General features: G+C 44.6%; 16 protein-coding genes and 1 tRNA gene. 6 read left to right on the plus strand and 11 right to left on the minus strand.

The features are described 5' to 3' along the window. Positions 1 to 6: 6 nt before the first annotated feature. From ACLI08_RS13375 to mraZ, 5 genes are read right to left on the minus strand one after another with little or no spacing between them, the layout of a single operon-like run. Positions 7 to 1467, minus strand: a complete 1461-nt coding sequence (locus tag ACLI08_RS13375) for a UDP-N-acetylmuramoyl-L-alanyl-D-glutamate--2,6-diaminopimelate ligase (RefSeq protein ID WP_411429202.1) — start codon at positions 1465 to 1467, stop codon at positions 7 to 9. Continuing rightward, entirely contained in the window at positions 1467 to 3482 is a 2016-nt protein-coding gene (locus tag ACLI08_RS13380; RefSeq protein WP_411429003.1) for a penicillin-binding protein, read from the minus strand. The genes ACLI08_RS13375 and ACLI08_RS13380 overlap by 1 nt, the downstream gene beginning before the upstream one ends. Then, positions 3473 to 3820: an FtsL-like putative cell division protein gene (locus tag ACLI08_RS13385; RefSeq protein ID WP_411429004.1), complete on the minus strand. Its 348-nt coding sequence runs from the start codon at positions 3818 to 3820 to the stop codon at positions 3473 to 3475. Before ACLI08_RS13385 ends, ACLI08_RS13380 begins: the two co-directional genes overlap by 10 nt. Positions 3821 to 3833: 13 nt before the next feature. Beyond that, positions 3834 to 4730 carry a 16S rRNA (cytosine(1402)-N(4))-methyltransferase RsmH gene (gene rsmH, locus ACLI08_RS13390; RefSeq protein WP_411429005.1) on the minus strand — a complete coding sequence of 299 codons (897 nt, stop codon included), beginning with the start codon at positions 4728 to 4730 and terminating at the stop codon, positions 3834 to 3836. Next, entirely contained in the window at positions 4717 to 5190 is a 474-nt protein-coding gene (gene mraZ, locus ACLI08_RS13395) for a division/cell wall cluster transcriptional repressor MraZ (RefSeq protein WP_411429006.1), read from the minus strand. Before mraZ ends, rsmH begins: the two co-directional genes overlap by 14 nt. 416 nt (positions 5191 to 5606) lie before the next feature. Here mraZ and ACLI08_RS13400 point away from each other — a divergent pair, with 416 nt between their 5' ends. Continuing rightward, a complete protein-coding gene (locus ACLI08_RS13400) occupies positions 5607 to 6374 on the plus strand; it encodes an alpha/beta fold hydrolase (protein WP_411429007.1) in 768 nt (255 codons plus the stop codon). A 172-nt stretch (positions 6375 to 6546) separates the two neighbouring features. Next, on the plus strand, positions 6547 to 7164 hold the full coding sequence (gene yihA, locus ACLI08_RS13405; RefSeq protein ID WP_411429008.1) for a ribosome biogenesis GTP-binding protein YihA/YsxC: 618 nt from the start codon (positions 6547 to 6549) through the stop codon (positions 7162 to 7164). A gap of 165 nt (positions 7165 to 7329) precedes the next feature. Here yihA and gldC read toward each other — a convergent pair whose 3' ends face one another. Both gldC and gldB read right to left on the minus strand, forming a co-directional pair. Continuing rightward, on the minus strand, positions 7330 to 7671 hold the full coding sequence (gldC, locus tag ACLI08_RS13410; RefSeq protein ID WP_411429009.1) for a gliding motility protein GldC: 342 nt from the start codon (positions 7669 to 7671) through the stop codon (positions 7330 to 7332). Continuing rightward, positions 7671 to 8636 carry a gliding motility lipoprotein GldB gene (gene gldB, locus ACLI08_RS13415; RefSeq protein ID WP_411429010.1) on the minus strand — a complete coding sequence of 322 codons (966 nt, stop codon included), beginning with the start codon at positions 8634 to 8636 and terminating at the stop codon, positions 7671 to 7673. The genes gldC and gldB overlap by 1 nt, the downstream gene beginning before the upstream one ends. An 85-nt stretch (positions 8637 to 8721) precedes the next feature. Here gldB and nadE point away from each other — a divergent pair, with 85 nt between their 5' ends. Both nadE and ACLI08_RS13425 read left to right on the plus strand, forming a co-directional pair. Continuing rightward, entirely contained in the window at positions 8722 to 9528 is an 807-nt protein-coding gene (gene nadE / locus ACLI08_RS13420) for an NAD(+) synthase (protein ID WP_411429011.1), read from the plus strand. Positions 9529 to 9602: 74 nt separating this feature from the next. Then, on the plus strand, positions 9603 to 10232 hold the full coding sequence (locus ACLI08_RS13425) for a LuxR C-terminal-related transcriptional regulator (protein WP_411429012.1): 630 nt from the start codon (positions 9603 to 9605) through the stop codon (positions 10230 to 10232). A gap of 108 nt (positions 10233 to 10340) precedes the next feature. On the opposite strand, the gene dnaG is transcribed toward ACLI08_RS13425, so the two are convergent. After that, positions 10341 to 12323: a DNA primase gene (gene dnaG, locus ACLI08_RS13430; protein WP_411429013.1), complete on the minus strand. Its 1983-nt coding sequence runs from the start codon at positions 12321 to 12323 to the stop codon at positions 10341 to 10343. 120 nt (positions 12324 to 12443) lie between these two features. Between dnaG and ACLI08_RS13435 the strand changes: the two genes are divergently transcribed. Then, the gene (locus ACLI08_RS13435; protein ID WP_411429014.1) at positions 12444 to 12992 is read left to right on the plus strand and encodes an exonuclease domain-containing protein; all 549 of its coding nucleotides are present in this window, start codon (positions 12444 to 12446) and stop codon (positions 12990 to 12992) included. Between the two features lie 43 nt (positions 12993 to 13035). Here ACLI08_RS13435 and ACLI08_RS13440 read toward each other — a convergent pair. Then, positions 13036 to 13106: transfer RNA gene (locus tag ACLI08_RS13440), tRNA-Gln, on the minus strand. Positions 13107 to 13368: 262 nt separating this feature from the next. On the opposite strand from ACLI08_RS13440, the gene ACLI08_RS13445 reads away from it, so the two are divergent. Beyond that, positions 13369 to 16653, plus strand: a complete 3285-nt coding sequence (locus ACLI08_RS13445) for a DUF2723 domain-containing protein (protein WP_411429015.1) — start codon at positions 13369 to 13371, stop codon at positions 16651 to 16653. Between the two features lie 43 nt (positions 16654 to 16696). Here the strand turns inward: ACLI08_RS13445 and ACLI08_RS13450 are convergent, their stop codons facing one another. Both ACLI08_RS13450 and ACLI08_RS13455 read right to left on the minus strand, forming a co-directional pair. Continuing rightward, on the minus strand, positions 16697 to 17461 hold the full coding sequence (locus tag ACLI08_RS13450; RefSeq protein WP_411429016.1) for an alpha/beta fold hydrolase: 765 nt from the start codon (positions 17459 to 17461) through the stop codon (positions 16697 to 16699). A 1-nt stretch (position 17462) separates the two neighbouring features. Then, the gene (locus ACLI08_RS13455; RefSeq protein ID WP_411429017.1) at positions 17463 to 18176 is read right to left on the minus strand and encodes a pyridoxine 5'-phosphate synthase; all 714 of its coding nucleotides are present in this window, start codon (positions 18174 to 18176) and stop codon (positions 17463 to 17465) included. Positions 18177 to 18184 lie beyond the last annotated feature (8 nt).

Here is an 18184-nt window from a genome sequence, read left to right on the forward strand (position 1 = left end):
CCTTTGCTATTTGTTTAATTGGCTCAATAATTCTTTTACTACTTCCATGTCATCAAAATGATGCTTTACTCCTTGTATTTCCTGGTAGGTTTCGTGTCCCTTACCGGCTATGAGTATTATGTCGTTTGGCCTTGCCAGCTGGCATGCAAGCTTTATGGCTTGCTTACGGTCTACAAGGGCCACCGTTTTTTTATAGTCTTGTGGCTCTACGCCCCTTTCCATGTCTTCTATAATATCTTCAGGCACTTCACTACGCGGATTATCGCTGGTAAATATCGCCTGATCGCTCATGCTGCTGGCTATCCTGGCCATTTCGGGGCGTTTGGTTTTATCCCTGTCGCCACCGCAGCCCACAACGGTTATCAGCTTTTCGTTTCGTGTGCGAATGTCTTCTATGGTCTTAAGCACATTTTCCAGAGCATCGGGCGTATGGGCGTAGTCTACAATCGCGGTTACATTAGTAGGGCTTACAATAAACTGAAACCTTCCGCTTACGCTTTCCAGCTCGCTAAGCAATCTCAGCACCTCTAACTCTTCCAGTCCCAGGTTAACTGCAGCGCCATATATTGCAAGCAGGTTATAGGCGTTAAACGTACCGATAAGCTTAACCCAAACTTCCTGGCCGTTTATTTTTAACAACAAACCCGAAAGTTGGTTTTCTAATATCTGCGCCTTATAATCGGCTATGCTTTTAAGGCTATAGGTAAACTTTTTTGCTGCCGTGTTTTGCAGCATCACCGGGCCGTTTTTATCATCAGCATTAGTTATGGCAAACGCTGTTTTAGGCAAATGATCAAAGAACGACTTCTTAACATCCCTGTACTCTGCAAACGTGGCATGGTAATCAAGATGGTCATGAGACAGGTTTGTAAAAATACCCCCGGCAAACAACAATCCGCTGGTGCGGTGCTGGTGTATACCGTGGCTGCTAACTTCCATAAAGCAGTAATCACAGCCTTGGTCTGCCATTTGGCGCAGGTAACGGTTTATGGTAAGCGAATCAGGCGTGGTATGTGTAGCCGGATATTCTGTATCGCCCACCATTATTTTTACCGTACTAAGCAAACCTGTTTTATAACCCGCGTTTTTAAACAACTGGTATAATAGTGTAGCAATAGTGGTTTTACCATTAGTACCGGTTACCCCCACAAGTTTTAAACTTTCAGACGAATTACCATAAAAATTTGCCGCCATGTAAGCCAGTGCCGCGTGGGTGTTACGCACTACCACGTAAGTAATGCCTTCGGCAGCGTTATCAGGCAATGTTTCGCAAACTACTGTTGTAGCGCCCTGGCTAACCGCTTTATCTATGTACTGATGCCCATCGCTAAGGGTGCCGCGTATTGCCACAAAAGCATCGCCTTCACCCGCCTTGCGCGAGTCGAACTCTATTTTTGCCACAGGTATGTCGGTTGCCCCTTTTACCTGCTCTATGGCTACTTTGTATAATATGTCGCGCAACAGCATCACGATAATTCCAGTATTATAATTTCATTTTTCTTTAATGGGGCGCCTGGCGATAGCGATTGCTTTTTAACCTTGCCCATCCCTTTTATCTGTACTTTTAGCCCCATGTTACCCAGTAGTGCTACAGCATCCATACCGCTCATGCCCACTGTATTAGGAACTGCTTTTTGTTTCGCAGCGGCTTTTTCCTCTTTATCATAGTAAGAAGCATATAATTGCTCCTGTTCTTTAATGTTTTTATCCAATTGCTTTACCTTATTGGTAGAAGGTACATCGGTATAAATTTTTTGCGCTATCCTTCGGAACACCGGCCCTGCAACGTCTGCACCATAATACCCTTTGGCTACATGTGGCTTGTGCACCACCACTATGCAGGAGTACTGCGGTTCATCTGCCGGGAAGTATCCTACAAACGACGACGAATAATACATTTCGCCATTGTTTTTACCTCCTTTACCGTAGTTAACCTGTGCCGTACCGGTTTTACCTGCCATACTGAAGTTTTCAGAATACAACTTAGAACCCGTACCCTTTTTTACCACGTTAGCCATAATGGCTTTTACCTGCTTAATGGTTTCCGGAGAACACATTTTAGGGTTAATTACCTCTTTGTCAAATTTCTTTATCGACTTATCCCACGCCCTGATTTCCTGTACAAAAAGCGGTTTTACCTTTTCGCCGTTATTAGCAATCCCGTTATAGAAAGCCAATGTTTGCAGTGGCGTAAGGCTTACCCCGTAACCAAATCCCATCCAAGGTAACGAAAGCTTCGACCAGCTTTTTTCTTCCGGTTGCGGAATCCTGGGCTTACCTTCACCTTTTAGCGTTACCCCCAGCCTGTTGTTTAAGCCCCAGTTATTAAGGTGCTTTACAAACGTGTTAGGGTCGTCTTTATAACTGTTGTACACCGCCTGAACCAGCACGGTATTACTTGAAACTTCAAAACCACGCGCCAGCGATATTTTACCATAGCCGCCTTTGTGCGAATCGCGTACGTGCTTACCTGAGTAGGTAATATCGCCGCCATGTGTATCAAATACCTGGGCAGTATCTATCCTTCCGTCTTCCAACATGGCTACAAGCCCGGCAAGCTTAAATGTAGAACCAGGCTCCTGGCTCTCGCCTACTGCATAATTTACCGTTTCGTAATACGAGCCATCTTCTGCACGCCCCAGGTTACTTATAGCCCTTACATAGCCGGTTTTGGTTTCCATAACCACCACACAGCCGTGGTCTGCTTCGTAATATTCCAGCTGTTTTAAAAGAGCGTGATGCGCTATATCTTGTATATACACATCTATTGTACTTATAACATCGAGCCCATCTATAGGATCCAGCTCATTTACATCGCTTATAGGCTTCCAGTGGTTTTTTGCTATCTTCTGCATCATGTGGCGGCCGTCTTTACCTTTAAGATAATCAGCATACGCCCCTTCTATCCCCACATACAGCATATCTCCATCTTCATCTATACGCTCATAACCTACGGTACGCTCGGCTATTTTACCTATAGGATGCTCACGCACAATTTTTTGCTCTGTAATAATACCGCCCTTAAACGGCCCGCGCTTAAACAGTGGAAAGCTTTTTATACGCAGCAATTCTGTATAACTTAAGCCCTTTGCTACCAGCATATAGCGGTTTTTGCGCTTACGGGCCCTTTTAAACATATCTATGTACTCATCAGCAGGTTTACCAAACATAGCCTGAAGCGAATCGGCCAGCGGCTCCAGGTCTGCCTTAAAATCTTCAGGCTTTGGGGCCACAGCATCAAACCTTACAATATAATTAGGTATAGAAGTAGCCAAAAGGCTGCCATCACTACTGTACACATTACCGCGGTTAGCCGGGATGGTAAAATTCTTTACTGTACGCTGGCGTGCCAGTTCCCTGTAGTGGTCTCCCTGCACCCATTGTATATTTGCAAGCTTTACAGAAACGAGAATAGCCATCACAAGCAATGCGAAGGCTACCAGATACACCCTGAAGGAGATACTTTTATCCTCTATTCCCATAATAGTTTAAAAAAATTCTTTTGCTCTTCTTTTGTTACCACAATTTTTTGTGGCGGTACCGCTGCCGGAAACACTTGCCTTGCTTCCATTTTTGCCGCTACGGTACTTTCCATTTTCAACTTCATCAGCTCGCTCCGGCGGTCTACAAACTCGCCCCTTAGCTGCTTTATCTCGCTCTCCATTGCACTTATCTTATATAGCTTTTCCTCATAATTATGCGAATTGGCTATCATAAGCATGGCTATAAAAATCAGGAACAGTATAAAACGCCAGTTTTTCATCGAGCCCTGGTCTACCAGATACTTTGCTTTCAGCAAACTGTAAATTCCGCCTTTCATACTTTAATATATATTATAGTTTTTCTGCCACCCTTAACTTGGCGCTGCGCGCCCTGTTGTTTACAGCAATTTCTTCTTCTGTGGGCACTATCAGTTTTTCAATGATTTTAAACGGCACCTCAAACCTGCCAAACATATCGCGCTCCGGCTCCCCTTCAAACATGCCGTTTCGCACATAGCGCTTTACTAAACGGTCTTCCAGCGAATGATAACTTATTACACTTAGCCTTCCACCCGGTTTAAGCACCTCTACCGTTTGCTCTAAAAACTCTTTAAGCACTTCCATTTCCTGGTTTACCTCTATACGGATGGCCTGGTAAATCTGCGCCAGTATTTTATTGCTTTTGTGCGCCGGGAGAAACCTAGCCAACACCTGTTTCAGTTCACCTGTATTCGCAACCGGCTTATCTTTCCTTGCGTTAACAATGGTATACGCAAGGGCGCCCGCATTTTTTAATTCACCATAGTCAAAGAACACACGCTTAAGCTCCTTCTCATCGTATTCATTTACCACCTTATACGCGTCGAGGTCATTTTTTTTACTCATCCTCATATCCAGGCCGGCATCAAAACGGGTACTAAACCCGCGCTCTGCCACATCAAACTGGTGCGACGACACACCAAAATCTCCCAGTATACCATCTACCTCTTTAACACCATAAAACCTAAGATACCTTTTAAGAAACCTAAAGTTTTCCGGGATAAGGGTAAAGCGTTCATCATCTATCACATTTGCCTGGGCATCTTCGTCCTGATCAAAAGCAAACAGCTTACCGTTTGGCCCCAGCCGTTTCATTATCTCTCTCGAGTGTCCGCCACCACCAAAGGTTACGTCTACATACACCCCATCAGGCTTTATATTAAGTCCATCTACCGTTTCTTTTAGCAGTACAGGATTATGATATTCCATCTTCGTCGTCCATTATATTACCCATCACATCTTCAGCAAGGCTTGCAAAATCTTCGTCAGACACATTTATAGAAGCCTCATAGCGCTCTTTATTCCATATCTCAACAATGTTTACCGCAGACGATAGTACTACTTCCCCCTCTATCCCGGCAAACGTAGCCAGGTCTTTCGGGATCAATACACGGCCCGCCGTATCCATTTCTACCATTCGCACACCCGCTGTAAATGCCCTGATGAAATCGTTGTTCTTTTTTACAAAACGGTTAAGCTTATTTAGCTTACTCATCATCTTTTCCCACTCCGCCATAGGATACAGCTCTAAACACGGCTGGAAAACCGACCTTTTTAAAACAAAACCTGTCCCCACACCTTCATGCAATTGCTTCTTCAAAGGAGCAGGTATCATCAACCTTCCTTTGTTATCAGCCTTACATTCGTATGTTCCTATAATGGTATTCAAGCAGTTATGTTTTAGGTCACGTCAAAGCAAATATAAAACAATTTTACCATTTCCTCCCACTTACTCCCACTTTGTTGATAAGTTTTGGTTTAACCCTCCCACTTTGCCCCAAAGCCCTAAATCCCAAGGTTTTGTAAACACTACGAAAAATTTTCATTAAAAAACCTCACATATTGAAAAATACGCAACAAAAACCCACTGAAACCCTACTGATTTAAAGATATTTCAATGCGAAAAGAACACTACGGGTAGGATTTTTTAAACTTTATTTAACCAATTGCGGTGGGAGGAAGTGGTACGCGCGGTGGTAAAAAGTGGAGAAACCACACAAATGATTACCCTACTAATTTAGTAGGGTAATTTTGTAACTATTAATGTTATATATTTGTGCCGTTTTACGAAACAGATAAAAACTAATGCATAGCAACAATAACGAAGGAAAGTACCACTATTACGAGGCCGGCGAAGGCACTCCCATCATTGTACTGCACGGCCTTATGGGCGGCTTAAGTAACTTTGACGGCGTGGCAAACTACTTTCCGCAGCACGGCTTTAAGGTAATTATACCACAACTGCCGCTATACACACAAAGTATACTAAAAACCAATGTTAAGGCTTTTGCCAAATGGGTAAAAGACTTTATAGAATACAAAGGTTTTGACCGCGTAATACTGGTGGGCAACTCACTGGGCGGGCACATAGCACTATATTTTAGTAAAATGTATCCCGAAAAAATGCTTGGCCTGATTATTACCGGAAGCAGCGGGCTTTATGAAAGCGCCATGGGCGACAGCTACCCTCGCAGGGGCGACCGCGAATACATAAAGAAAAAAGCCGGCGAGGTGTTCTATGATCCAAGCATAGCTACCGAAGAACTGGTAGACGATGTATATGCTGTAGCAAACGACCGCATAAAGCTACTTAAAACCCTTACTATAGCTAAAAGTGCCATAAGGCATAACATGGCAAAAGACCTGCCAAAAATGCACGTGCCTACTGGTATAATATGGGGAAGGCAAGACGGCGTAACGCCGCCAGATGTGGCCGAGGAGTTCCATAAGTTGCTGCCAAACAGCACCCTGTACTGGATAGACAAGTGCGGGCATGCCGCCATGATGGAGCACCCTGATGAGTTTAACAGGCTTATGCACGAATGGCTTCGCAAAACAGGATTGGCTAAGTAATTTAAGATTTCAGATTGTAGATTTCAGAATAAACTTAACCCGAAATCTAAAAATATAAAAGGCGCAAAACTATTCTGTTTTGCGCCTTTGTTTTTTCTGTTTATACTGAAAAACCTGAATACCGAATTCTAAAATCTGAAATACGTATCTTTGCACCTTAAATAATGATGACATGAAGATTAATACCGCCGAGTTTATAGTAAGTAACTCCGATGCTGCAAAGTGCCCAAAAGACCTGATACCCGAATATGCTTTTATAGGCCGCAGTAATGTAGGTAAGTCGTCATTAATAAACATGCTTACCGGGCGCAACTCCCTTGCCAAAACATCGGGCAGGCCGGGTAAGACTCAACTTATAAACCACTTTAAAATAAATAACAACTGGCACCTGGTAGACTTACCGGGTTACGGCTACGCCCGTGTATCTAAATCTACCAAACAGGTTTTCCAGAAGTTTATAACCGATTATTTTGAAAAACGCGAACAGCTGGTATGCGCTTTTGTACTGGTAGACATACGACACGACGCGCAGAAGATAGACGTAGAGTTTATAAACTACCTTGGGGAAGCCGAAGTACCGTTTTGCATTATATTTACCAAAGCCGACAAAATTAGTAAAGGTAAGCAGCAACAGCACGTAGCGGCTTACCGCAAACAAATCATAGCCGCAGGGTGGGAAGAAATGCCGCAACATTTTATAACCTCATCTGAAGATGCCACCGGCCGAGAAGAACTGCTGGCTTACATAGACGAGGTAAACAAAGGGATTTTTGAAAATCAGGGATTTTAATATATATTTGTCATAAAACCTAATACCACCACCATGAAAGAAATAATGAAAAACTGGAGCGAAAACACCTGGAATGGTTTTTTCTGTTTACTTATAGCATTGGCCTTCATTCTGTTTTTGGCTATTGTATAAAAAATAAGCGACCTTTTTGGGTCGCTTATTTTTTTACTTACCGGTTTTCAGTTCCAGCTTTTCTGCAAAGTAATCGCAGAAATCGCGCATGGTGTCGGCCATTTTTTCATCGCCTGTAGCACGCTGAAACGTATCGGCCATACTTACCAGCGTTTGATGGAAAAACACCTTCATTTCATCTACAGGCATATCTTTGGTCCACAGGTCTATACGCATACTTTCCTGCGGCTTACTGTCCCAAACGCTAAGCATAAAAGCTTTTGTAGGCTCAGCCACTACACCACCGTCGCGGGCAGTCCAGCTCAGTTTTTCGGGCACGCGGTTTTCGTCCAGTTCTATGGTAATCTTTATATCAGATTTAATTAATTTCGACATTATTTTGCGGGTTTATATTTAGAGTTATCAAATATTACTTTGGCATCCATAGCCAGCATTTGCTGTAGCGTTACCTTGTCGTTATGCTCCATGTAAGAGCGCACTATCTGCCAGCCCAGCCACTGCCCCAGCCTGCCCGGAGTTTCGTTATCAAACCCCATGTAAAACTTGGTAAACGGCGCAGGGTTTATAAAACGGTTTGGCAGTTTAGGGTCGGCATCAAAAAAGAGTTTGTTGTCTACAAAATAGCGCCATATCTCTGCCTCGTTTACCTTTGCCCATGCCAGTTGTTCCTTTGTGTAGCCTATTTTATTAAAATCGGTTGTTTCTGGTATCAGCTTGTCTTTCATGTAAAGCTCTTTACCGTAGTACACCATAAGCGACAATAGGTTGTGGTCTTTTGGAGGTGCTATTTTACCATAAGAAAATGCCGTTACCATATCGGGCATTATTTGTGTAGGCTCAAATTCCTGGCGTTGGTATTTAGGAAAATCCACATAAAACTTATGGTCTTTGCCCAGGTACAAATCCAGCGACACCAGCGCAAGCGAATCGGTATAAATCGCACGGTTTTTATAATCCATTTCAGATATAAGCGTTACCACCTTAGGTATATGTGCCTGCGGGTAGTAAAACTTTATATGCTGGTACAGGTTTGTAAAATCATCTTCAAGGGTACTGTTGTTCGGGAATTTTATATCTACCTCTTTGTGCAATTCCTGCAGTAACGAGTCTTTCATTTTAGCCTCCCATACGGCATCGGGGTTACCTTCCGGAAAAAAATAAGGGAACTCACTCTTAAGTTTCGGCAAATCAGCGGGCTTTGCGTTATAAAACATATCGTCAAAACGTACCACGTTTACATTTTCTACCTTTACTTCGGCTATTTTGTCTTCCACCTTGTTTTCATTTTTACACGAAAACAACAACAGCGCTGCCAGCGAAAGTGTTATGTATTTTTTCATTTTTGATCTTTAAATGCTACGTTCTTTACTCAGTATTATCTAATTTTATGGCAAATATAGCACAACCATTTAATTTATTATGACCATGGAGGTACATTCAAAATTTGAAACCCAAGCCATTAACGACCATATAGTAAACTGGCTGCGCGATTATGCCCTTAACGCAAAAACAAAAGGATTTGTTGTAGGCATATCGGGCGGTATAGATTCTGCCTTAACCTCAACACTTTGCGCGCAAACCGGCCTGCCTACACTGTGTGTGGAAATGCCCATACACCAGGCAGAAAGCCACGTAAGCCGCGCCAAGGAACACATAAACTGGCTTAAAGATAAGTTTAGCAATGTGTCGTCTGTAGAAACAGACCTTACCAGCACCTTTATGCACTTTAAAGAGCAGGTTCCAAAAGCAGCTACGCAGGCCGTAACAGACCTTACCGAAGCCAATACCCGCTCCCGCCTGCGTATGATTACCCTGTACTACCATGCCGGCATACACGGCTACCTGGTAGCAGGCACCGGAAATAAAATTGAAGACTTTGGCGTAGGCTTTTATACAAAATACGGTGATGGAGGTGTAGACATAAGCCCTATTGCCGACCTAACCAAAACCGAAGTACGCATACTGGCCCGCCACCTGGGGGTTACAGATACCATACTGGTAGCAAAACCTACCGATGGGCTTTTTGGCGATGACCGAAGCGATGAAGACCAGATAGGCGCCAGCTACGAGGAACTGGAGTGGGCCATGGAACAGGACAGCCACGGACGCGAAAGCCATGAATTTACCGGACGCGAAAAGGAAGTTTTTGATATTTATAAACGCCTGAATACTATTAATCAACACAAGATGCAACCCATACCGGTATGCACGATTCCTAAAAATTTGAAATAAAATTCTTTCATTCACAATACTTTAAGAAACTAATGGTTAATTTTACTACTATGTAAACACAAAACACGCTTATTATGATTAAGTTATGCCTTGCGGATAATCATCCGGTAGTACACTACGGGATGAAGTCGTTTTTTAACGACAATCCTCAGATAAGTTTTGTGGGAGTGGTAAATAATCTGGACGGGCTTTTAGATGTTTTAAACAAAAAAACAGTAGACGTAGCCGTGGTAGACCTGGAGCTGGAAGGACTTACTAGCATTAGCAATGTTAAGAGCCTTATTAATGATTTTCCGGAAACGAAGGTGGTAATTTTTACCAGCCTTGCCGAACAGATCTATGCACCTAATGCGCTTAAAGCAGGGGTATCTGGCTATGTGCACAAAAGCGCACGGCTGGACGAACTGGAAAGTACCATTAAAAGGGTGGTAAACGGCGAGGTGGTATTTAGCGATACCGTAAAAAAGAACCTGGCGTTGCTTAACAAAGGTAAAAAAAGCGAACGCCTTTACCGAAAGCTGTCGTCTCGTGAAATTGAGGTATTGCGCTACCTTAGCGAAGGAAAAAAGAACAAGGAAATTGCCCAGTTGCTGGACCTGAACGAAAAAACGATCAGTACCTACAAACTAAGGCTGCTTACAAAACTGCACGTTACTAATCTTGTAGACCTTGTAAACAAGGCTAAGACCCTTGAAATTGTATAAAGACAAATACTTGTCAGAGAAAGAAGAAACCACTACACACTAAAAAACACTTCTGAAACGCACCAGAAAAACGAAAGCGTCCTTACGGGGACGCTTTCGTTTTTATTGTTAATAGAAGTGGCTACGCAGCCTGCTAAATTTTCGTGACAGGTAATTTACCAGCGTGTTATAATCCATTACAGACATCAGTATTTCCATGTTATCGCCATCTGGTGTTACCTGCAGCTTCAGGTCTTGCACCAGCCTGCCCAGCAGCAGCCAGCGCAGGTCTACAATATGTTCTGTGGTATACGCCGCTATGGTCATATTCTTGTGCTTTACGGGTATTTGCTTACGCTCTTCCCATTCGTGCACGTGGTAGCGTTCTTCCTGCATGTATATATCGGCCACTACCTGCTGCAATTCCTGCGGAAGCGCATTTAAAAAAGCATCGGCCTCCAGTGATTCGTGCGCCATGTAGTAATCTATTGTAGCTTTATACAAATCCCTGAACACCGGGTTTGCAAACTGTATTTCGTCTTCCTGCAGGTTCAGGTAAATACGTTCGTACACCTTATACTCTTTTCGTTCTGTGTGTTCAAACTCCTTACCAAACTCATCAAACTTTATATACACATCTTCAAACTCCTCGGTGTTGCCACCGTATAGTAAAAGGATTTCTATTATCTTTCGCTCTACCCTATCCAGTATATCTATCCGAACCTGCTCTGCCGTAAACTCATCTTTTACGGGTTTCATGGTTTGGGCAGCGCGTTCTTCTTTTAGTTTTTTATCGGCCTCTACTATATCTTTTGTAGCCAGCTGCGCCAGTGTACTTACCAGCACCTGCTCGCTTATATCCATGATACGTGCGGTTTCCTGTATGTACACCTCACGCTGAATACGATCTGGTATTTTAGAGATACTGGTTACCATATCCCTTATAAGGCCGGCTTTTTTTACAGGATCTTGCTTGGCTTCATCCATAAGCAGCGACGCCTTAAACTGTATAAAGTCTTTCGCGTTATTTTCCAGGTACGCCACCAGCTCATCATGTGGGGTACGTTTTGCAAAGCTGTCCGGATCATCACCATCGGGGAAACCACATACCTTTACATTCATACCCTCTTCCAGTATAAGGTCTATACCCCTTATAGAGGCGCGTAAGCCTGCCGCATCGCCATCAAACAGTACCGTAATGTTTTTGGTAAGCCTGCTTATAAGCCGTATCTGGTCGGGCGTAAGTGCCGTTCCGCTCGATGCCACCACGTTTTCTATACCCGCCTGGTGCATCTGGATAACATCGGTATATCCTTCTACCAGGTAGCAGTTGTCTTTTTTGGCAATGGCCTGCTTGGCATGGAAAATACCGTACAGCACCTTGCTCTTGTGGTAAATGTCGCTTTCGGGCGAGTTAAGATATTTGGCAACCTTTTTATCGTTACCCAATATACGCCCGCCAAACCCCAGCACGCGGCCGCTCATACTTTGTATAGGAAACATTACCCTACCCCTGAAACGGTCGGCCATACGGCCGTCTTCGCGCACTATGGTAAACCCTGTTTTTTCCAGGTATTCCAGTTTATAACCTTTACCGAGGGCATCTTTGCTAAAAGCGTCATACCCTTCGGGAGAATAGCCCAGGCCAAACTTTTTAATGGTTTCGCCGGTAAAGCCGCGCTCCTTAAAATAAGAATAGCCTACGGCCTGGCCTTCATCGGTATTCATCATTATATCCTGAAAATACCGCTGTGCGTATTCTGAAACCAGGTACATGCTTTCGCGCTCGTTCATTTGCTCTTTCTGCGCGTCGGTCTGTACCGTTTCCTCTATTTCTATATTGTATTTTTTAGCAAGGTAGCGAATGGCCTCGGGGTAGCTAAAATGCTCGTGCTCCATAAGGAATGCCACGGCGTTACCGCCCTTACCCGAACTAAAGTCTTTCCAAATCTGTTTAACGGGAGATACCATAAACGATGGCGACTTTTCGTTACTAAACGGGCTCAGCCCTTTTAGGTTAGTACCAGATCGTTTAAGCACCACAAAATCGCCTATTACCTCCTCTACACGGGCGGTTTCAAATACGGTGTCTATGGTGTTTTTAGATATCAAGGCTCTGGTGAAATATTGGGAGGGCAAAGTTAGCCATAAATAACAAATTTTGCCCAATATACAGCTAAGTTAACGAAGTTAGCCAAAATAACTACCTTTACTACAGCTAACCAATGTATTATGGCAAAATTATTAGACAAAATTGTGGTGGTAGATGTAGAAGCCACGTGCTGGGAAGGGGCAAACCCACCCGGAATGGAGAATGACATTATAGAAATAGGCATTTGCCTGCTTAATGTACAAACCGGTGAAATCACAGACAATCGGGGCATTATAGTACTCCCGGAACGCAGTGAGGTAAGCCCGTTTTGTACCAAACTAACCACCATAACCCCTGAAATGGTAGCCCGGGAAGGCATACCATTTAAAGAAGCCTGCAATATACTAAAGCAGCAATACCTTAGCCAAAGCAGGGTATGGGCAAGCTATGGCGCTTATGACCAAAAACAATTCCAGCGGCAGTGCAGCGCCATGGGAATAGGGTATCCGTTTGGGCCTTCGCATATTAATGTAAAAACACTTTTTGCACTAACGCATAAACTGAGCCACGAAACCGGTATGGCAGGCGCGCTGGAGCGGTTACAGCTTCCGCTGGAAGGCACCCACCACCGCGGGGTAGATGATGCGCTTAACATAGCAAAAATTTTGAGGGAACTATTAAACCCATAAAGGCTTAAAATAAAAAAGCCTCCCGATTGGGAGGCTTCACCAGTTGGTCTACTAGGACTCGAACCTAGAATGACTGAACCAAAATCAGTAGTGTTACCATTACACCATAGACCATCTTGGTTGCGTATTGCGAGTGCAAATGTACTACATATTTTGAGTTTTGCAAATGCTGAAGCAAAAAAAATCATCATTTTTTTACCCTAAATGCGGAACAAAAATTTAACTTGCTGTAAAACAGTAAATAAAATCCCGTAACTTTTTGCACTTTTTTGGCTTTAAAACTAACTTTTTTATCGACCCGAATTGTTTGGCACAAAATAATAAATTCTGCTCCGTACCGTTATCCGTTTTAGTAACCAGCAAAAACTACACCTTAATGAAAAACTTTACCTTTAAACAATGGAACAACATAGCCGGATGGCTGCTGTTTTCTATAGCTTTTACGGTCTTTTTTAACACAGCAGAACCCTCTATGAGTTTTTGGGACTGTGGCGAGTACATAGCCACATCGGCCAAGTTACAGGCGGGGCACCCCCCGGGAGCACCATTGTTCCAAATGCTGGGGGCTGTTTTTGCAGGGTTTGCCATGAGCGCAAAACAGGTAGCATTTGCGGTAAACATGGTTTCGGTACTGGCAGGCGCCTTTACCATACTGTTTATGTTTTGGTCGCTTACCCTTTTGCTAACCGATGTTACGGCAAAAGAAACAGAGGACCCAAAACAAAAAAACCTTATGATACTGGGTGCATCGGCGGTAGGCGCGCTGGCTTTTTTATTTTCAGACAGTTTTTGGTTTAATGCCACAGAGGCCGAAGTATATGCACTGGCATCATTATTTATAGCACTTATCTTATGGGCAGGGCTACGCTGGGGCAGGGATATGCACATGCCTAACGGCAACCGCTGGCTACTGTTTATAGCCATGCTGGTAGGTCTATCGTTTGGGGTGCACTTCCTGGCACTGCTTACGTTACCGTCTGTAGGGCTTATATACTATTTTAAAAATTACGGCAAAGTAACCCTTAAGAACCTTATAGTGGCGAACATAGCCGTTATAGCCGTGCTGTTTTTTGTATTTGCATTCCTTATGCCATACACCATGGCGTTCTTCGGGAAAACCGAAATATTTGTGGTAAACAACTTCGGGCTGCCGTTTAACTCCGGCACCATATTGGCTTTTGCAATGGTTATAGGCGCTTTTTGGGGCGGGTTATCGTACACTAAAAAGAAGGGCTGGGCACTAACAAACACCGCCGTACTTTGTGTGCTGTTTGTACTTATAGGGGCATCGTCGTGGATAATGCTGCCCATACGTGCCAACGCCCACGTAGTGCTAAATGAAAACAACCCTAATAACGCCGCCGAACTACTGGCGTATTATAACCGCGAGCAATACCCGGAACAAAAGACCTTTTATGGCCCCATGTATACCGAAGAGTATGCCGGGCTGGATGCAGAGCAGCCGTATGTAGATGAAAAGCCGAATTACGAGCGCAACTATATCACCGGTAAATATGAAATTGTAAACCAGTATAAAAACGCCAGGCAAAATACAGACAATGCCCATAAAGGCTTTTTACCCCGCATGCACAACAGCAGCGCAGCGGTAAACTATATGGAATTTGCAGGGCCGCCTGAGTTTAAAATAAATCCGGAATATGATTTTAGTACAGACCTGCGCCGGGCAGGGGTTAATGTAGAAGAACTAACGGAAGACCAGGCAATGCAGGCAATAGCTAACGCACAAGGCCAGCTTGAAAGCATTGTTGCCGATTTTAAAAAGGCCTACCAAAAGGGCGAACTGGGCAATAATGAATACCATGAGTTCCTGAAACACTATGGCCGTTACCTTGTGGTAGAAAAACCCTCGTTAGGGCAAAACCTTTCGTTTATGGCACAATACCAGTTTGGCTATATGTACCTGCGCTACCTTATGTGGAACTTTGCCGGCAGGCAAAACGACGAGCAGGGCACTTACGATATACTAAACGGCAACTGGATGAGCGGCATTAAACCGCTGGATGAGGCAAGGCTGGGATCTCAGGAAAACCTTTCGGCAGACATGCAAAACAACAAAGGCCGAAACATCTACTATATGCTGCCACTGGTACTGGGTATCATTGGCCTGGGATACCACGCCCGCAAAGACCTGAAAAGCTTTTACGTATTGCTGGTGCTGTTCCTGTTTACCGGCATAGCATTAAAAATATTTTTAAACGAAAAACCTTTTGAAGTACGCGAGCGTGATTACGCGCTGGTAGGCTCGTTTTATGTATTTGCCCTTTGGATAGCCTTTGGCGCCTATGCGCTACAACGCTTTATAGCACAATATTCAAGAGTAAGGATTTTGGCTCCTGCCGGTATAGGGTTGGCACTGTTTGCAGGCCCTGTACTTATGGCCACGCAAAACTGGGACGACCACGACCGCAGCGACCGCTACACGGCAGTAGCATTGGCAAAAGCTTACCTGGACAGTTGTGATAAAAACGCCATATTGTTTACGGCTGCAGATAACGACACCTTCCCGCTGTGGTACGCACAGGAAATAGAGGGCTATCGTACCGATGTGCGGGTGGTGTGCACAGAATTACTGAATACCGACTGGTACATAGACATGATGAAACGCAAGGCATACGAGTCTGAAGCTCTGCCCATATCCTTTACTCACGAGCAGTACCGCGCCGGTACCCGTGATTACCTTGTATACGATCCGCGTACCGAAGACCGCATTGATATTAATGCCTTTATGCAGTTTGTACATCTTGACGATAAACGTGCACAGGTAGCCCTGGAAGGTGGCAAAACAGCACACGCCTACCCTACTAACAAGGTTAGATTCCCGGTAAACCGAAATATAATACTGAAAAATAACGTAGTACCTGCCTATAAGCATGATTCAATAGTTCCCTACATAGACATAAACCTGCCACAGGGAGCCATTTATAAAGGCGCCATGGCGATGCTGGATATAATACGCAACAACAACTGGGAGCGCCCCATTTGCTTTTCGGGCCGAAGTAACGAAGATGCTGATTATGGGTGGATGAAAGAATACCTGCAAGCGCAGGGACTGGTGCTGAAACTTGTACCTGTAAAAACCGCCATACCCGAAGATTCACGCCCGTATGAGCTGGGTTATGTTAATACAGAAAAGTCGTACGACACGGTAAAGCACTGGGACTGGGGTAACAGCGGTAACCCTAAAGTGTACCACGACCCGGAGACGAGGCACAACGGGATTACATTCCGCAGTAATATGGCCCGCCTTAGCGATACGCTTATAGAAGAAGGCAAGTACGATAAAGCCCGCGAAGTAATAGACCTGGCCATGAAAAAAATGCCGGTAGACCAGTTTGGCTACTACACTACCGTAACCCCGTTTGCTAATGGCTATTACAAAACTGGTGATAAGGTAAAAGCCCGCAACCTGCTGGCACAGCTTACCCGTAAGTACCAGGATAGCCTGGGGTATTACAGGGGGCTATCGGCTGCAGACCAAAACCTTGTGGCGAACCAAATTGTAACCGACATAGAACGCTACCGCAGCCTGCTGTGGGTAATGCAGGATAACGGCGATACCGAAACCTACAACAAAGCAAGGAAAACCTTTAACGATTACAACCGCTGGTTTTCGCGCTTTGGCCGAAAAGATGAAATATAAAATTAAAATGGGCGGTATCATAACTGATACCGCCCATTTTAAATTATGCAGTTAAAAACTCCAGCGTGTACTGCAAAAACTCCTGTGGATTCTCGGCGTGTATCCAGTGGCCGGAATTGGTAACGGTTTTTAATTCGTATTGTGGAAAATGCTTTGCAATGAGTGGCACATCTTCCTGGCGTATGTATTTAGACCTGTCGCCGCGCAGAAACAGCACCGGGCCGTTATACACCGCGTCTTCCGGCAGAGCCTCGCCTATATTGCCCACTTGCTCATTAAATACCGGGAGGTTAATCCTGAAGCCGAGCTGCCCCGGCTCTACCCAGTACAGGTTTTTCATTAAAAACTGCCTAGTACCGGCATCGGGCAGGTGCTGTGCCATTACAGCCTCTACTTCGCCGCGCGAAGGCTTAGTAGTAAAATCAACGGCATTTAGCGCCCCTAAAACATCCTGATGGTGCGGCGGATAGTACTGCGGGCCTATATCGGCCACCACAAGCTTGTTAAGCAACTGTGGGTACTTCATGGCAAAGAACATAGCAGCCTTCCCCCCCATGCTGTGACCTATAAGGTCTACCTTTTCCAGTTTGTTAAAGTTAATGTATTGCGCCAGGTCGTCTACCATGGCGGCGTAGGTAAAAATATCGCTATGAAAACTGCGACCGTGGTTACGCATATCTACCGCGTGCACCTGAAATCCCTTTGCGGCATACTGCCCTGAAAGTGTTTTCCAGTTATCGCTCATACCCATAAAGCCGTGCACAATAACCAGTGGCTTCCCTTCGCCTTCTATTTTGCTGTACAGCATACTATTTAAGTTTTTGAAGGTACATGTTTACCACATTCTCTAATCCCAGGTAAAGCGACTCCGCTATAAGCGCGTGGCCTATAGATACCTCTAAAAGCCCCGGTATGTTATCTTTAAAAAATTTAATATTATCCAGGCTAAGGTCGTGCCCGGCATTTAAGCCAAGGCCAAGTTCGCGTGCAAGTACTGCAGCTTCCGTATACGGCTTTATGCCGGCGTGGTTACCCAATCCGTACTCGTGGGCAAAAGCCTCTGTGTACAGTTCTATGCGGTCGGCACCGGTTTCTTTGGCCCCTTCTACCATTTTAAGTACAGGGTCTACAAAAATAGAGGTACGTATACCATTACGCTGAAACTCCTGTATTACCTCTTGCAGAAAGCTTTTATGGGCTATGGTATCCCATCCGGCGTTGCTGGTTATGGCATCATCAGCATCGGGTACCAGGGTTACCTGTGTAGGTTTTGTTTCTAAAACCAGGTCAATGAATTTACGCACCGGTTTACCCTCGATGTTATACTCCGTGTACACCACCGGCACCAGTTCGCGGGCGTCGTTGTAGCGAATGTGTCGTTCGTCGGGCCTTGGGTGAATGGTTACTCCCTGGGCTCCAAACTTCTGCACATCGGCAGCTACCTGTAAAAGGTTTGGCACATTACCCCCGCGCGAATTCCTTAGGGTGGCAATTTTATTTATGTTTACGCTAAGTTTCGTCATTTTTAGAT

Origin of the sequence: Flavobacterium sp. RNTU_13, from assembly GCF_046614455.1 — a bacterium.
GTDB lineage: Bacteria > Bacteroidota > Bacteroidia > Flavobacteriales > Flavobacteriaceae > Flavobacterium.

Excerpts from the sequence above, each read along its gene's own strand:
- ACLI08_RS13375 (WP_411429202.1), bottom strand. The coding sequence starts at position 1,467 with ATGCTGTTGCGCGACATATTATACAAAGTAGCCATAGAGCAGGTAAAA.
- ACLI08_RS13380 (WP_411429003.1), bottom strand. The coding sequence starts at position 3,482 with ATGGGAATAGAGGATAAAAGTATCTCCTTCAGGGTGTATCTGGTAGCC.
- ACLI08_RS13385 (WP_411429004.1), bottom strand. The coding sequence starts at position 3,820 with ATGAAAGGCGGAATTTACAGTTTGCTGAAAGCAAAGTATCTGGTAGAC.
- rsmH (WP_411429005.1), bottom strand. The coding sequence starts at position 4,730 with ATGGAATATCATAATCCTGTACTGCTAAAAGAAACGGTAGATGGACTT.
- ACLI08_RS13400 (WP_411429007.1), top strand. The coding sequence starts at position 5,607 with ATGCATAGCAACAATAACGAAGGAAAGTACCACTATTACGAGGCCGGC.
- yihA (WP_411429008.1), top strand. The coding sequence starts at position 6,547 with ATGAAGATTAATACCGCCGAGTTTATAGTAAGTAACTCCGATGCTGCA.
- gldC (WP_411429009.1), bottom strand. The coding sequence starts at position 7,671 with ATGTCGAAATTAATTAAATCTGATATAAAGATTACCATAGAACTGGAC.
- gldB (WP_411429010.1), bottom strand. The coding sequence starts at position 8,636 with ATGAAAAAATACATAACACTTTCGCTGGCAGCGCTGTTGTTGTTTTCG.
- nadE (WP_411429011.1), top strand. The coding sequence starts at position 8,722 with ATGGAGGTACATTCAAAATTTGAAACCCAAGCCATTAACGACCATATA.
- ACLI08_RS13425 (WP_411429012.1), top strand. The coding sequence starts at position 9,603 with ATGATTAAGTTATGCCTTGCGGATAATCATCCGGTAGTACACTACGGG.
- ACLI08_RS13435 (WP_411429014.1), top strand. The coding sequence starts at position 12,444 with ATGGCAAAATTATTAGACAAAATTGTGGTGGTAGATGTAGAAGCCACG.
- ACLI08_RS13445 (WP_411429015.1), top strand. The coding sequence starts at position 13,369 with ATGAAAAACTTTACCTTTAAACAATGGAACAACATAGCCGGATGGCTG.
- ACLI08_RS13450 (WP_411429016.1), bottom strand. The coding sequence starts at position 17,461 with ATGCTGTACAGCAAAATAGAAGGCGAAGGGAAGCCACTGGTTATTGTG.
- ACLI08_RS13455 (WP_411429017.1), bottom strand. The coding sequence starts at position 18,176 with ATGACGAAACTTAGCGTAAACATAAATAAAATTGCCACCCTAAGGAAT.